The organism is Frankia sp. R43, from assembly GCF_001306465.1.
Lineage (GTDB): Bacteria > Actinomycetota > Actinomycetes > Frankiales > Frankiaceae > Parafrankia > Parafrankia irregularis.
Genome location: NZ_LFCW01000002.1, coordinates 842,709 through 857,301 on the forward strand (window position 1 = coordinate 842,709; position 14,593 = coordinate 857,301).

At 70.5% G+C, this 14,593-nt stretch carries 13 protein-coding genes; 9 read left to right on the forward strand and 4 right to left on the reverse strand.

The features are described 5' to 3' along the window. Nucleotides 1–102 precede the first annotated feature (102 nt). Together ACG83_RS11540 and ACG83_RS11545 are read left to right on the forward strand one after the other, a co-directional pair. The gene (locus ACG83_RS11540) at nucleotides 103–1,293 is read left to right on the forward strand and encodes a site-2 protease family protein (RefSeq protein WP_054566124.1); all 1,191 of its coding nucleotides are present in this window, start codon (nucleotides 103–105) and stop codon (nucleotides 1,291–1,293) included. 199 nt (nucleotides 1,294–1,492) lie between these two features. Further along, nucleotides 1,493–2,569 (forward strand): tRNA (adenine-N1)-methyltransferase, encoded by a 1,077-nt coding sequence (locus ACG83_RS11545; RefSeq protein ID WP_083473150.1) that lies wholly within the window; start codon nucleotides 1,493–1,495, stop codon nucleotides 2,567–2,569. A 226-nt stretch (nucleotides 2,570–2,795) separates the two neighbouring features. On the opposite strand, the gene ACG83_RS11550 is transcribed toward ACG83_RS11545, so the two are convergent. Continuing rightward, a complete protein-coding gene (locus tag ACG83_RS11550; RefSeq protein ID WP_054566126.1) occupies nucleotides 2,796–3,164 on the reverse strand; it encodes a ferredoxin in 369 nt (122 codons plus the stop codon). Between the two features lie 120 nt (nucleotides 3,165–3,284). On the opposite strand from ACG83_RS11550, the gene arc reads away from it, so the two are divergent. The 5 genes from arc (at nucleotide 3,285) to prcA (ending at nucleotide 9,349) form a co-directional block, all read left to right on the forward strand. Next, complete coding sequence (gene arc, locus ACG83_RS11555; protein ID WP_006539392.1) at nucleotides 3,285–5,090, forward strand: proteasome ATPase; 1,806 nt, start codon at nucleotides 3,285–3,287, stop codon at nucleotides 5,088–5,090. Nucleotides 5,091–5,482: 392 nt separating this feature from the next. Then, nucleotides 5,483–7,000 (forward strand): depupylase/deamidase Dop, encoded by a 1,518-nt coding sequence (dop, locus tag ACG83_RS11560; RefSeq protein ID WP_347280134.1) that lies wholly within the window; start codon nucleotides 5,483–5,485, stop codon nucleotides 6,998–7,000. A gap of 221 nt (nucleotides 7,001–7,221) precedes the next feature. Then, complete coding sequence (locus ACG83_RS11565) at nucleotides 7,222–7,440, forward strand: ubiquitin-like protein Pup (RefSeq protein WP_054566127.1); 219 nt, start codon at nucleotides 7,222–7,224, stop codon at nucleotides 7,438–7,440. A 357-nt stretch (nucleotides 7,441–7,797) separates the two neighbouring features. Next, on the forward strand, nucleotides 7,798–8,619 hold the full coding sequence (gene prcB, locus ACG83_RS11570) for a proteasome subunit beta (protein WP_193209700.1): 822 nt from the start codon (nucleotides 7,798–7,800) through the stop codon (nucleotides 8,617–8,619). A gap of 1 nt (nucleotide 8,620) precedes the next feature. Beyond that, complete coding sequence (gene prcA / locus ACG83_RS11575) at nucleotides 8,621–9,349, forward strand: proteasome subunit alpha (protein WP_054566129.1); 729 nt, start codon at nucleotides 8,621–8,623, stop codon at nucleotides 9,347–9,349. 109 nt (nucleotides 9,350–9,458) lie between these two features. Here prcA and rsgA read toward each other — a convergent pair whose 3' ends face one another. Next, complete coding sequence (rsgA, locus tag ACG83_RS11580; RefSeq protein WP_083473151.1) at nucleotides 9,459–10,739, reverse strand: ribosome small subunit-dependent GTPase A; 1,281 nt, start codon at nucleotides 10,737–10,739, stop codon at nucleotides 9,459–9,461. A 436-nt stretch (nucleotides 10,740–11,175) separates the two neighbouring features. Next, nucleotides 11,176–11,661, reverse strand: a complete 486-nt coding sequence (locus tag ACG83_RS47895; RefSeq protein ID WP_063793040.1) for a helix-turn-helix transcriptional regulator — start codon at nucleotides 11,659–11,661, stop codon at nucleotides 11,176–11,178. A 224-nt stretch (nucleotides 11,662–11,885) separates the two neighbouring features. Between ACG83_RS47895 and ACG83_RS11595 the strand changes: the two genes are divergently transcribed. Beyond that, a complete protein-coding gene (locus tag ACG83_RS11595) occupies nucleotides 11,886–12,323 on the forward strand; it encodes a M20/M25/M40 family metallo-hydrolase (protein WP_152991347.1) in 438 nt (145 codons plus the stop codon). A gap of 66 nt (nucleotides 12,324–12,389) precedes the next feature. Here the strand turns inward: ACG83_RS11595 and ACG83_RS11600 are convergent, their stop codons facing one another. After that, entirely contained in the window at nucleotides 12,390–13,148 is a 759-nt protein-coding gene (locus tag ACG83_RS11600) for a dienelactone hydrolase family protein (protein ID WP_054566132.1), read from the reverse strand. A gap of 323 nt (nucleotides 13,149–13,471) precedes the next feature. On the opposite strand from ACG83_RS11600, the gene ACG83_RS11605 reads away from it, so the two are divergent. After that, the gene (locus ACG83_RS11605) at nucleotides 13,472–14,584 is read left to right on the forward strand and encodes a hypothetical protein (protein ID WP_054566133.1); all 1,113 of its coding nucleotides are present in this window, start codon (nucleotides 13,472–13,474) and stop codon (nucleotides 14,582–14,584) included. The last annotated feature ends 9 nt before the right edge of the window (nucleotides 14,585–14,593 follow it).

Consider the following 14,593-nt stretch of genomic DNA (forward strand, 5'->3'; position numbering starts at 1 on the left):
ACCGGGCGTGACGCAGCCCACCGGGAGCAACCGGGCATCTGTGGGAGGAGGGGCGTCATCCGGACCGGACAGAGCGCCGGTTGGTCCGTAGCATCTACACCTATGGAGGGTCAGCCCGGTCCGGGGCAGCGCAGAGCATCGGGGGCGACCGAGCCGCCCGAGCGGCGCCCGGCCGAGCGTCCACAGGGGCTGCGGGTCGGCGCGGTGCACGGCGTCCCGATCTTCGTGTCGCCGATGGCGCTGGTCTTCGCGGCACTGGTCGCCTCGCTGCTGGTCGGCACGATCGGGAACCGGCTGCCGTCCGCGACCGACGAGCACGTGCTCGCGCTGTCCGTCATCGTGTCCGTGGGTTTCGTCCTGTCGCTGCTCGCGCACGAGATCGGGCATGCGCTGACCGCGCAGGGCTTCGGGCTGCGGGTCCGGTCGGTGACGATTCACGGGTTCGCGGGCTTCACCGAGTTCGAGCCCGAGCCACCGTCGGCTGGTCGCGAGTTCCTGATCGCCTTCGTCGGCCCGGCCGTCAACGGCATCCTCGCCGGCCTCTGCTGGCTGGGGCTGCTGGCCGTCCCGGACGACGGAAGCATCGGAACGGTGCTGTTCTACCTGGGCTTCACGAACCTGACGCTGTTCGTGTTCAACCTGGCACCCGGCCTCCCGCTCGACGGCGGTCGCGTGGTGGTCGCCGCGGTGTGGGCGATCGGGCACGACAGGCTGCGCGGCCAGCGGGCCGGGGCCTACGGTGGCTTCGTCGTCGCCGGGGCGCTGGTGGTGTGGGGCACGCTGACCAGCTCGGACGGGTTCGGCGCCTTCTACGCGTACCTCCTGGCAGGTTTCCTGGGCTTCGGGGCCTACCAGTCGCTGCGGCTGACGAAGGTGCGGGAGCGGCTTCCGGGACTGTCCGCGGGGCGGCTGGCCCGGCGCACGCTGCCCGTCGAGGGCGCGGTGCCGCTCGGCGAGGCGCTTCGGCGGGCGCAGGAGGTCGGCGCGACGGCCGTCGCCGTCATCGACCGGGGCGGCATGCCGGTCAAGATCATGAATGGTCTGTCGGTGGACGCCATGCCGCAGCACCGCCGGCCGTGGACGACCGTCGACGAGGTGAGCCGGACCATCGGCCCGGGGATGACCCTGCAGGCCGAGCTCGAGGGCGAGGCGCTGCTGTCCGCGGTGCAGCGCGTTCCCGCTCCGGAGTACCTCGTCGTCCAGCACGGCCGGCCGGTCGGCGTGCTGGCGATGGTCGACCTCGTGGCCAGAATCGACCCCGCGGCCGCGGCCCGTATGGTCTCTTCTCGGTGACGTTTCGAAAAGCAGGGCGTGTGGTGGCCGTGGGCTGACCGCGGGCACGCGCCGAGAGGACATCGAGATCAGTACTGACCCGACCCCGCCGCACGCGGTCGCGTCCGGCGCCCATGCGGAGCCGGCGGCGAGCGAGCACCGTGAGAACGAGCCGACGCCTCGCCCAGACGAGGCCCAGGAGCCGGTCGAGCTCCTGCCTGTGAGCGGGGAGATCCCGCCCGACCTGGGAGAGATCGCGGCCAGTCGAGCCCCGACCGGTGCCGCGCATCGCCGCGGGGTCTTCACCAAGGGCGACCGTGTCCAGCTCACCGACCCGAAGGGCCGGCGGCACACGGTCGTGCTGGAGCCCGGCAAGCAGTTCCACACCCATCGCGGCGCCATCCCGCACGACGACCTCCTCGGGCAGCCGGAGGGCATCGTGGTCCACAGCACCGGTGGAACCGACTACCTCGCGCTGCGACCGCTGCTGGCCGACTTCGTCCTGTCGATGCCGCGCGGCGCGACCGTCGTGTACCCGAAGGACGCGGCGGCGATCGTCATGTACGCGGACGTGTTCCCGGGGGCGCGGGTCCTCGAGGCGGGTGCCGGGTCGGGGGCGCTGTCGTGCGCCCTGTTGCGCGCGGTGGGCGACGGGGGCCGGCTGGTCTCCTACGAGCGCCGGGCCGACTTCGCGGAGGTGGCACGCAAGAACGTGGAGGCGTTCTTCGGCGGACCACATCCAGCGCACACGCTGCACGTCGGCGATCTGGGTGAGGCGTCCGAAAAGGGTATGGACAGGGTGATTCTGGACATGCTTGCCCCCTGGGAGGTCGTGGGTGTCGCGGCCGACGCGCTCATCCCCGGCGGGGTGCTGTGCGCCTACGTCGCGACGACCACCCAGCTCTCCCGCACGGTCGAGACGCTGCGGGAGCACGGTGGCTTCGCCGAGCCGGCGGCCTGGGAGACGATGATGCGCGACTGGCACGTCGAGGGGCTGGCGGTGCGGCCGGGCCACCGCATGGTCGGCCACACCGGTTTCCTGGTGACGGCCCGGAAGCTGGCGGACGGCGTCACCGCCCCACCGCGACGCCGCCGGCCCGCCAAGGGCTCCTACCCGGCCGGGCAGCTGGACCAGGGCAACCCGTCAGGTCTGGCGGACCCCGCGAGCCTCCCGGGGCCCACGGGCGCCGCGGTGCCCCCCGGGCTGGCCGTGCCCTCGGGCGAGCCGGATCGGGCGGTCGGGCTGGATCAGCCGGACGAGGCGGGCCAGCCGGACGAGGCGGGCCAGCCGGACTAGGCGGACCATTCGGACGGGCCGCAGCCGCGGGCGTAGATCCGAGCCGCGGGCGTAGAGCCGAGCCATGGGCGTGATCCGAGCCAGCGGCGTGCAGCCGGATGGCCGGATTCGTTCCGACCCGCCGGAGAGGCCAGGTGGGCGGGGGATGCGGCCGGTGCTGCTCGGGTGCCGTGGCCGCCGGTTTAGGCGGCGGGGTGGGCGGAGAGGTCTGCGGGGGTGAGCGCTGTCATCCGGCGTCCGCGCGGGCCTGCTCCGCCGGCTCCTCCTGTGGGCCGCCGGCCTCCAGGGTGCCGTCCGCGTGTTCGAGGTAGATGCAGAAGCCAGGGCACTGCTCGGCGGCGTCACGGACCTCGGTGAGCAGCGGCAGCGGCACGACCACGTGGGTGCCGGGCTCGCTCTGCAGCTCGCCGTCGGCGTTCTTCACGTAGGCGAGGCCGTCGATGTCGAACTCGAACACGGAGGGTGCATACTGGACGCACAGACCGTCGCCGGTGCAGGAGTCCTGGTCGATGCGGACCCGGAGGTCGGGCGAGAGGTCGGGCGAATCGCCCGGGTTCACTGGTGTTGCCACAGAGCTCCGATCTTCTGTCACCATGGCACCGTAACCCGCTGTTTACGGCAAAGCCGCGTCGTACTCGTGCGACAGGCCTGCCAGCGGCTGTGACAACGGTAGTGTTGGTTGCGTCCCGGTCGGCACGGGGGAGGTGGAGGCGCGGTGTCCGGTCCCCGTTCGGGCTCTGGCTCCGGTGGGAGCACGGGTCGTCCTGGTGACGCCGATTCGCAACGGTCGGTGTCCGAGAAGGAAGTACACGAACTCACGACTCAGGTCACCTTCCTGGAGGAAGAAGTGGCCATGCTGCGGCGAAGGCTGTCTGAATCGCCTCGACAGGTACGTGTCCTGGAGGAGCGGCTTGCCCAGATACAGGCGGAGCTACAGACCGCCACCGGGCAGAACGACAGGCTTGTCGCGACCCTTCGGGAGGCACGTGACCAGATCATCTCGCTGAAGGAGGAGGTCGACCGGCTCGCGCAACCGCCGAGCGGGTACGGCGTCTTCGTTCATGGATACGACGACGGCACGGTCGACGTGTTCACGCAGGGCCGAAAGCTCCGCGTGACGGTGTCGCCGAACGTCGACGTCAAGCTCCTGCAGCCCGGTCAGGAGGTCATGCTCAACGAGGCGCTCAACGTCGTGGAGATCCGCGCGTTCGAGCGGCAGGGCGAGATCGTCCTGCTCAAGGAGGTCCTCGAGAGCGGTGACCGGGCTCTGGTGATCGGCCATACCGACGAGGAACGGGTCGTCATGCTGGCCCAGCCCCTCCTGGACGGGCCGATCCGAGCGGGCGACTCGCTTCTCATCGAGCCCCGGTCGGGCTTCGCCTTCGAGCGGATCCCGAAGTCCGAGGTCGAGGAGCTCGTCCTGGAAGAGGTGCCCGACATCGGGTACGAGCAGATCGGTGGGCTCAAGGGTCAGATCGAGTCGATCCGCGACGCCGTCGAGCTGCCGTTCCTCTACAAGGACCTGTTCCTGGAGCATCAGCTCAAGCCGCCGAAGGGTGTGCTGCTCTACGGCCCGCCCGGCTGCGGCAAGACGCTGATCGCCAAGGCGGTGGCGAACTCCCTGGCCAAGAAGGTCGAGGCACAGACAGGCCAGGGCTCCGGCCGGGCCTTCTTCCTCAACATCAAGGGTCCGGAGCTGCTCAACAAGTACGTCGGTGAGACCGAGCGGCAGATCCGGCTGGTGTTCCAGCGGGCGCGTGAGAAGGCGTCCGAGGGCATGCCGGTGATCGTGTTCTTCGACGAGATGGACTCGATCTTCCGGACCCGTGGCTCGGGTGTCTCCTCGGACGTGGAGAACACGATCGTTCCGCAGCTGCTCAGCGAGATCGACGGCGTCGAGCAGCTGGAGAACGTGATCGTGATCGGCGCGTCCAACCGGGAGGACATGATCGACCCGGCGATCCTGCGGCCGGGCCGGCTGGACGTGAAGATCAAGGTGGAGCGCCCCGACGCCGAGGCGGCCAAGGACATCTTCGCCAAGTACGTCCTGCCCGAGCTCCCGCTGCACGCCGACGATCTCGCCGAGCACGGAGGCAATCGCGAGGCGACCTGCCAGGGCATGATCCAGCGGGTTGTCGAGCGGATGTACGCCGAGAGCGAGGAGAACCGGTTCCTCGAGGTCACCTACGCCAACGGTGACAAGGAGGTCCTGTACTTCAAGGACTTCAACTCGGGTGCCATGATCGAGAACATCGTCGCTCGGGCGAAGAAGATGGCGGTGAAGGACCTCATCGAGAGCAACGTCCGGGGCCTGCGCATGCAGCACCTGCTGTCGGCGTGCCTGGACGAGTTCAAGGAGAACGAGGACCTGCCCAACACCACGAACCCGGACGACTGGGCCCGGATCTCCGGCAAGAAGGGCGAGCGGATCGTCTACATCCGCACGCTCGTCACCGGGACGAAGGGCACCGAGGCCGGGCGCTCCATCGACACCGTGGCGAACACCGGCCAGTACCTGTAGGTCGGATGAGCAGGTGGGTGCGGGCCGGCGGCGGGCCCGCACCGGCAGGGCACGCGCGGCGGCCGTCTCGCTAGGCGAGGCGGCCGCCGCCGCTTTGGTGTGCCGCCCCGCCGTAGTCCCGCGCGGCCCTGATGCGCCCGCCCAGGCCGGGAACTCGTGCCCTCGCTGTGGCCTCCTGCCGTGACCGTCGCACCCCATGATTCAAGATAGTCAACGGTGTTGACGTACGGTCGCAACCAAAAATGATCATGAAAATTCGGGCTGCTGTTCCTGGTTCCGGAACCCGCAAAGACCACGCTTCCGTCGCCGAGGACCTTCCGGGCGGACGGGTCGGAACGACCAAGGGCGCCGTCCGGCCGCCCAGGTGGCTCCTCAGCACCTACGCTTGCAGGGTGAGCGTGCGCCGGATCATGGGGATCGAGACCGAATACGGCGTGTCCGTGCCCGGTCAACCCAACACAAACCAGATGCTGGCCTCGTCGTTGGTGGTGAACTCCTACGCCAACAGAGCCGCGACCGGGGGCAGTCGTGCCAGGTGGGACTTCGAGGAGGAGTCCCCGCTGCGCGACGCCCGCGGCTTCGAGCTGCCCAGGGAGCCCGCGGTCGATCCGAGCGCGCCCGCGAACGAGGATGACCTCGGGCTGGCGAACGTCATCCTGACGAACGGCGCCCGGCTGTACGTCGACCACGCCCACCCGGAGTTCTCGACGCCAGAGGTGACGAACCCACGCGACATCGTCCTGTGGGACAAGGCCGGCGAGCGGGTGATGGCCGAGGCGGCCCGCCGTGCTCTCGCGGTTCCCGGCACGATGCCGGTCCACCTGTACAAGAACAACACCGACAACAAGGGTGTCTCGTACGGGTGCCACGAGAACTACCTGATGGCCCGGTCCACCCCCTTCGGTGAGATCGTGCGGCATCTGACCCCGTTCTTCGTCTCCCGGCAGGTCGTCTGTGGCGCGGGCCGGGTGGGGATCGGCGCGGACGGGCGCGAGGCGGGCTTCCAGATCAGCCAGCGCGCGGACTTCTTCGAGGTCGAGGTCGGCCTGGAGACCACGCTCAAGCGCCCCATCATCAACACGCGCGACGAGCCGCACGCCGACCCCGAGAAGTACCGGCGCCTGCACGTGATCATCGGTGACGCCAACATGAGCGAGATCTCCACCTACCTCAAGGTGGGTACGACCTCGCTGGTGCTCGCCATGATCGAGGAGGGCTGGCTGGAGGTCGACCTGTCGGTGGACGCGCCGGTCGCGACCCTGCGGGCCATCTCCCACGACCCGTCGCTGCGGCACCTGCTGACGCTGCGCGACGGGCGGCGGATGACCGCGGTCCAGCTGCAGATGGAGTACTTCGAGCAGGCCCGCAAGTTCGTCGAGGACCGGCAGGGGGCGGACGTCGACGCCCAGACGGCCGATGTGCTCTCGCGCTGGGAGTCGGTGCTCGCTCGCCTGGAGGTCGACCCGATGTCCTGCTCACGGGAGCTGGACTGGGTGGCGAAGCTGTCGATCCTGGAGGGCTACCGCTCGCGCGACACGCTCGGCTGGGACTCGCCCCGGCTGCAGCTCGTCGACCTGCAGTACCACGACGTCCGGCCGGAGAAGGGCCTCTACAACCGCCTGGTGGAGCGTGGGCGCTTCAACCTGCTGCTCGGCGAGGATGAGGTCACCAGCGCGATGACGGAGCCTCCCGAGGACACCAGGGCGTTCTTCCGCGGCCGCTGCCTGGCGCAGTACCCGCAGCAGGTGGCTGCCGCGTCCTGGGATTCGGTCATCTTCGACATCGGCCGGGAATCGCTGCAGCGTGTGCCGACCCTGGAACCGCTGCGCGGCACCAAGGCCCACGTGGGTGCGTTGCTCGACCGTTGCCGTACCGCTTCCGACCTGGTGGACGCTCTGTCGGGGAACTGACACCCAACCGTTCTGGTGGGCGTGTCTCCGGAGGCCTGCACCGCGAGGCGGCGGTTCATCCGGGGATGGCGGACGGTGCCATGGGTGGTCGGAGTTTTTGCGCCCTCGGCGGACGAGGCGACGTCGTCGCAGGTTCGTGATGGAGTGGAGCACGCACCGGTCCATCGGAAGTTGTCGGTGGAGCGGGATAGTGTCGCCCCAGGCGATCGAAGGAGGCTCCCATGGCCCAGAGGGACAGCGGTGGCGGGCAGCAGCACACCAGCCGCCGCACCGACGAGAGTGGCGAGGCCCAGGTCGAGGAATCCGCTGCCTCGGACCTCAAGGAAAGGCACGAGAAGCTCTCCGAGGACGTCGACTCCCTGCTCGACGAAATCGACGACGTTCTTGAGGAGAACGCCGAGGAGTTCGTGAAGGGATACGTCCAGAAGGGCGGCCAGTAGGGTCTGTCGTCCCCGCGGGCGGTCAGGTCGGGCACTCGCCGTGCCCGGCTGACCGGCCCGCGGAGGGCTGCGGCGCTGCGCCCTGCGCTGCTTTGGTCGGTGCTGTTCCTGCCCTGCGCTGCTTCCGCCCTGCGCTGGCCCGCTGTCCGGTTGGTCCCGATGGAGGGTCGGATCGGGCCGGGTCGAGCGCCCGGCGCGGTGTGGCCCTGGTGGGACGGAGCGGGGCCACTGCCACTGCGGCCGCCCGTCACGCGACCTCACGTGGCATGTTGTGCGTCACCGGCGGCGGCGGCGGGCTGGGCCAGGGGGCCATCCGACGCTGCCGGGGGGAATGATCGACTATCTGAAGGGGGATGCGTGCCTGATCCATCGGGAGTCGGGCGTCTACCGGCTGTGTTCATGACGCCGGGAACGTCGTCGTTCACCGATTTCCTGTCCGTTGCGGCGCCGGAACTGCTTCCGGGCGCCCGCGGCCCGTTGCCCGCTCCGGTGACCGACGCGGCTCACGGCACCACCATCGTGGCCGTGACCTTTCCCGGTGGTGTGATCATGGCCGGCGACCGCCGTGCCACACAGGGGCACATGATCGCCCAGCGGGACGTCGAGAAGGTCCACCACGCGGACGAGTTCTCCTGCGTGGGGTACGCCGGCACCGCCGGCGTGGGCGCCGAGCTGATCCGCCTGTTCCAGGTGGAGCTGGAGCACTACGAGAAGATCGAGGGCTCCACGCTGAGCCTGGACGCCAAGGCGAACCGGCTCGCGTTCATGGTGAAGGGCAACCTTCCCATGGCGATGCAGGGCCTCGCGGTCATCCCGCTGTTCGCCGGCTTCGACACCGAGACCGGCCAGGGGCGGATCTTCTCCTACGACGTCGCCGCGGCGAAGTCCGAGGAGCGCACCTACGAGTCGATCGGGTCGGGTTCGGTCTTCGCCCGCGGCTCGCTCAAGAAGCGCTTCCGCCCGGATCTCAGCGCCGACGACGCGGTCCGTATCAGCATCGAGGCTCTCTACGACGCCGCCGACGACGACTCGGCGACCGGTGGGCCCGACCTGATCCGCAAGCTGTATCCGATCGTCGCCTCGGTGACCGCCGACGGCTACCGCCGCCTCACCGATGACGAGGTCGGCCCGGTGGTCGAGTCGCTCATCGACGCCCGCGCGCAGAACCCAGGAGGCTGACGTGACCATGCCGTTCGGTTACGCGAGTCCCGAACAGCAGGTCCGGGACAAGTCCGAGTACGCGCGCAAGGGCATCGCCCGCGGCCGGAGTGTGGTCGTCCTGACCTACGTGGACGGGATCCTCTTCGTCGCGGAGAACCCGTCCTCGACCCTGCACAAGATCAGCGAGATCTACGACCGCATCGGTTTCGCCGCGGTCGGCAAGTACAACGAGTTCGAGAACCTCCGCACCGCGGGCATCCGGATCATGGACACGCGGGGCTACATGTACGACCGCCGTGACGTCACCAGCCGGGCACTCGCGAACGCCTACGCGCAGACACTGGGTGCGATCTTCACCGAGAGCATCAAGCCCTACGAGGTCGAGATCGTCGTCGCCGAGGTCGGGGAGACCGCCGCGGCGGACCAGATCTACCGACTGACCTACGACGGCTCGATCGCGGACGAGCGTGGCTTCATCGCGATCGGTGGGCAGTCCGAGCAGGTGATGACCTCGCTGCGCGAGCACCACACCGAGGGCCAGCCGCTGGCCACCGCGCTGAGGGTCGCCGTGTCCGCGCTGACCGCCGGTGCCCCTCCGGGAACGGCACAGAACGGCGAGCGCACCCTGACGGCCGCCAACCTCGAGGTCGCGATGCTCGACCGCACCCGCAGCCGGCGACTGTTCAAGCGGATCGCCGGCAGCCAGCTCGAAAGCCTCCTGGCGGAGTCCGCACCCTCCTCGTCCTGACACGGGCGGTTGTCTCACCGCGCCGTCCCGGGGCCAGCCCCGGGACGGCGCCGCGCCTCAGTCAGCCCTGCCGCCGTAGGGGCTCGGCCGCTGCACCGTCAGGTTCGGCTCATCGATGCCGGCCCTGACGTTCACGGTCGGCGTACAGCCGACGCATCTCCTTGTGGGTGCTCTTCCACCGCGCCCGTTCCTCGGCGGCGAGCCGGGCGTCGTGACGGGCCTGGATCCAGGTGCTTTCCCGCTGGAGCTTCCGGTAGCTCGCCAGCCTTCGACTGGGCAGGGAGCCGTCCTCGACCGCGGCGAGCACCGCGCATCCGGGTTCGGAGCTGTGCTCGCAGTCGGTGAACCGGCAGCCGGACGCAAGCTCGGTGATCTCGGCGAAGGTCGAGTCGATGCCGTCACCGGCCCCCCAGAGCCCGACGCCGCGGATGCCGGGAGTATCGATCAGCACTCCGCCGGCGGGCAGGGCGATCAGCTCCCGGCGGACGGTGGTGTGCCGGCCCTTCCGGTCACTGGCCCGTACGGGCCCGACGGCGAGCAGGTCCGTGCCGACGAGGGCGTTGACAAGGGTGGACTTCCCCACGCCGGAAGGTCCGACGAGCACGGCGGAGCGACCGGCTGGGCTGGGCCCGGCCAGCTCGCCGCGCAGTTCGTCCATGCCGAGTCCGTCCGCGGCGCTCACGGTGAGGACGTCGACGCCGGGTGCGACTGCCGCCGCAGCAGACAGCCATTCCGAGTGGGTGGCCGTTCCGGTGACAGCCAGGTCGGCCTTCGTCAGGACGATCAGCGGTCTGGCACCGCTCTCCCAGGCCAGTGCGAGCAGCCGTTCCAGCCGGGCCATTCGTGGTGGCTCGGTGAGCGCCGCGACGACCAGCACCAGATCGATGTTCGCGGCGAGAGCCTGGCCGGTGGAGCGCCCGCCGGCGGTGGCGCGGACCAGCACGCTGTGTCGGGGGAGTACCTCGAGGATCACGGCGGCGCTGGCCGGGTCATGCGTAGCCGGTCGTCGCGGGCTGGGCGCGCCCAGGGCAACCCAGTCGCCGGTGCACGCAGACAGGAGCGGGTCGGCCGCGACGTCCCGGCCGATCTCGGCCTCGCACGGCCCGTGCTCACTTATCAGGCTGCATCTGCTCCGGTCGCGCCGGACGACCCGGGCCGGTGCCTGACCCGCCCGGCGACGGGCCGTGAACGCGGTTTCGTCCTTCTCAGTCCAGCCGTAGCGGCTCAGGAGAGGTCGCGGCGTGCCCGGGGCCGCGGGTGGTGGGCCCGCGGGTGGTGGGCCCGCCGGGAGGCCGGCGGAGGAGGGCAACCGGGGGTCGAGGGTCGGCGGTAGGGAGGGATTCCGGGGAAACGGCGGATTCTGCGAGGATGACGGAATACGAGAAGACAAGGTGGAGACCTTCGGGATGAGGCCTCCCTGACCCGCCAGGCGAACTCGAGACCACCCGGCCGGGCTGGCCGGATGGTCGTGGCGGGGCTCAGGCAGAGGCCTTGCGGACAGGACGGAACGACTCGTCTGAAGCGGTCAAAATCCGCGCGGCCATGGCCACCCTCTCCCGTGTTCTCACCTGCTCGATCACGTGCTGCCAGCGACCCGTCCAGCTCGGGCCGGTCAGGCGCCGTGGTTCTGGTCGTGCTCGCTCGCGGGTCGGGACATTACCTTGCCGGCGCCGCGGCGCCCACCGGTTTTCGTGCCGCCTGCGGCCCCGTGTACCCCGCCCGCGGGGAGAACACCCGCGGGCTCGCCGGCACCTGGTCCGCTCAGACCGGGCGTACCTGCCGCGCCGCCCAGCGGTGTCGGCCGGCGCGGCCGTGTTCTCCTCGCCTCAGGGCCGCCGGAAACTGTCGGATGTGAAGCCCGGGACTGACGACCCGAGGGCCACTGTTCCCATGGGCCTGGTGGTGGGCGCCGGCGCGGGGGACGTGTCGAAAAGCTGGGCCACCATAGCGGCGCGAGTCGAGACGGACAGCTTGGCGAATGTTCTGCGCAGGTGAGTGGAGACTGTCCAGGTGCTGATTTGCAACGTGCGTGCTATTTCTTTGTTTGTGTAGCCTCTGGCTACCATCTGCGCGATTTCCTGCTCGCGGGGGCTGAATATCTCCGCGTTTTCTGGAAATGGGCTCCTGGGCGTGCGGGTGAGCAGGTAGCGGCGGCCTTCGATGGTGATGTCGAGCAACAGGGTGCTCTGGTCCGTGCACCCGGACTCGTCGACTGCGGCGAGGAGCTGCCGGAGTGCCGTCTCGACAGGTGTGCGACTTCGTTGGTGAGGAACCTGGTTCGTGGTGCGGTCGCCGAAAGGCGATCCGGGCATTTGGTCACCGCCCCCTTCGTCACCCCGCCCTGTTCCGGGCCGGAACCGTCCGGTTGTCGGGCGGGCCCGGCGCGTACGGCCTCTACCAGTTCGACCGCGGCAGCGGATGGCGGTTGCCGGCCGTGAGGTGCTGCGATGGCTCGCGCAACCGCACCTGTTGCAGACCACCCGGGTGCAGTTCGAGATGCTGCTGCTTGAGATCGCCGAGTACGCCGAGGAGTCGGGTGACGGCGATTCCGGGTCGTGCGTCGGCGGCTGTCAACGTCCGGGTGGCGGCTGGCCAGGACCCTGCGGCAGTGGTCCAGGCGCTGCGCGGCCACATCGCCGGCACGCTGCCGACCACGGTCCGGGCCACACTGCGGATGGTTTCCTCGACCGGCCCCGTGGAGACCATGCCTGGCCATCCCGCGATGCGGGTGGCCGCGCAGGCCTATCGGCATGGCTTTGGGCGAGCGCCGGTTCTGCTCCGCTCCGGGGGCACCATCCCGGCCGTGTCCCTCATGCGGGACATCTTGGGCATCCCGGTCGTGCTACTCGGCTTCACCCTGCCCGACGCGGGCATCCACGGGCCGAACGAGCAACTGAACCTGGAGGTCTTCTGGCGGTCCGTGGACACCTGCATCTGGTTCCTGCACGGCCTCGCGCGCCCGTCGAGGGCATGAAAAGATCTTCGGGGTGCCTCGCGGCATCCCTTCACGGACTGCCGGGCGCGCCGACGCGTGGCCTGCTCAGGCCGGGCGCACCCGCTGGTCCAGGAAGTCGACCGTCCGCCGCCAGGCGTCGACGGCCGCCTCGGGGCGGTGGACGGCCGGCCGGTCGTGGCTGTGGAAGGCGTGGCCGGCGCCCGGGTAGCTGACGAGCTCCGTCGGCTGGCCCGACCGGGCCGCGGCGACCCGAAGCTCGTTGATGTCGGTGAGCGGGATCAGGGCGTCCTCCTCGCCGTACAGGCCGAGCCAGGGGCCCATCAGCGCCGGCGCGATGTCGAGCAGCGGGGGCACTCCGGGCCAGGTGGAGGTGCTGACCGATCCGCCGTAGAACGACACCGCGGCGGCGAGTGGCCGGCGGCTCGCCGTGGCCAGCGCCACGGTCCCGCCCATGCAGAAGCCGATGACGGCCGTCTGGGACGGGTCGAGGCCGACGTCGCTCAGGTGCGCGAGGCAGTCATCCACATCCGCGTGGATGCCGTCACCGGTGAGCGTGCCCATCTGCGGTATCGCGCCGGCCCAGCCGTCGGTGGGGTCGACCTCGGCGATGCCGTCCCGGTGGTACAGGTGGGGCGCGATCGCGAGATAGCCCGCATCGGCCAGCTCGTCGCAGACGGACAGCAGGTAGGGGGTGATCCCGCGGGCGTCCTGGATCACCACGATCCCGCCGCGCGGCGGGTCGTCGGCGGCAGGGGCGGTCACGGTCGCGGGCGTGCGGTCCCGGGCCGTCACCTCGGTTCGCAGATGGTCGTGCGTGTGCTTCTCGTTGGCCTCGGCTGTCATGCGGCCATCCTTCCCCCGCGCGGGGCAGGGCAGCACCATCCGGGCCGATGTTCCCGCTTCGGATCCCGCTTCCGCTCCCACCCGGTTGCGGCCGGGTCGTGGTCGACGCCCGCGGCGCGCACCTTTCCGCCGCGGTGTCGGTGACGCGGGCGATGTGGCCTCCGGTGTGGTCCCACCCGGACACGCCACCCCTGATGCCACCCCACCCGGACGCCCTGACCTGCGGGACGCTGCCCCCTGGTCGCCCTGTGTAGGGCAGTAGCCGCCGACGGTGGCCAGGCAGTGGACAGGCAGCCAGGTAGCGGACAGGTAGTGGAGGCGTGATGGTGCTGACAGTGGAACGCCGCAGCCTGACCGTGGTGCGTCGCGCGGCAGCGCTGCCCGTGGGGATGGCTGTCCTGCTCGGCCTGATCGTCTGCCTCTACGGCTCGACCGTCACCTCCGTGCGTCCTCGTGGCCTGCCGGTGCTCGTGGCGGGCCCGGCGCAGTCGACGCAGGCGTTCATGGACGAGGTGGAGCACATGTCACCCGGTGCCATGCGGGTGACCGTCGTCGCCGACGCCGATGCCGCCGACCGCGCACTGCGCGACCGCAAGGCGTACGCGGCGTTCGTCTTCACCGCGGACGGCCTGTCGCTGCGGCTCGCCTCCGCCGCCAGCCCGGCGGTCGCCGAGGCGTTGGTGCGCGGTATGGCGATGACGTTTCCCGATCTGCGCATCCCGGTCGTGGACGTCGTCCCGAACGCCGCCGCCGATCATCAGGGCGGCGGGGTGTCGGCCGGGTACCTGCCGCTGGTGCTGATCGCGGCGGCGGTGGGCGTGTTGCTGGCACGTTCGGGCCGGTCCCGGCAGCAGCGTCTCGTGGGCCTGTCGTGCTTCGTGGCCGCCGGTGGGGTGGCTGGCACGCTGGCGTTGAGCGGTGGTCTTGATGTGCTGCCCGACAACTTCCTGCGCAGCGTGGTCGTGCTGGCCGTGATCACCGCTGCGGTCACCGCGCCCGTGATGGGGCTGGGCGCGGTGGCCGCTGTGCGCGGTCTCGTCGCCGCCGTCGCCCTGACGGTGGTCGGGGTGGCGTTGTCCGGGGCGTCGTCGGCGCCGGAGATGCTGCCGACCCCGTGGGGCGGGTTCGGCCAGCTGCTGCCGCCCGGCGCGGGGGTGACCCTGGCGCGGTCGACGCTCTACTTCGACGGGGCCGGTGGGGGCCGGGCCGCGGCGGTGCTGACGATCTGGGCCGTGGCCGGGATCGCGCTCATGCTCGTCGGCCGGGAGCGGGCCGGCGCCGGGCGCGCCCGTGGGCCGGAAGCCCCGTTGCCGGGTGAGCCCGCCCCCGCGGAGGTGGGCACGACGCCGGTGACGGGGCAGATCGTACGACCCCGAGAGGGTGGACTCGAGATCAGCCATGGCGTCTCGCCGCGCGAGGAGGGCTTCCGAGCATAGGGTCGGTCT

Coding starts and splice junctions, on each gene's coding strand:
- ACG83_RS11540 (WP_054566124.1), top strand. CDS start 103: ATGGAGGGTCAGCCCGGTCCGGGGCAGCGCAGAGCATCGGGGGCGACC.
- ACG83_RS11550 (WP_054566126.1), bottom strand. CDS start 3,164: ATGGTGACAGAAGATCGGAGCTCTGTGGCAACACCAGTGAACCCGGGC.
- ACG83_RS11565 (WP_054566127.1), top strand. CDS start 7,222: ATGGCCCAGAGGGACAGCGGTGGCGGGCAGCAGCACACCAGCCGCCGC.
- ACG83_RS47895 (WP_063793040.1), bottom strand. CDS start 11,661: ATGCCCGGATCGCCTTTCGGCGACCGCACCACGAACCAGGTTCCTCAC.
- ACG83_RS11600 (WP_054566132.1), bottom strand. CDS start 13,148: ATGACAGCCGAGGCCAACGAGAAGCACACGCACGACCATCTGCGAACC.
- ACG83_RS11605 (WP_054566133.1), top strand. CDS start 13,472: ATGGTGCTGACAGTGGAACGCCGCAGCCTGACCGTGGTGCGTCGCGCG.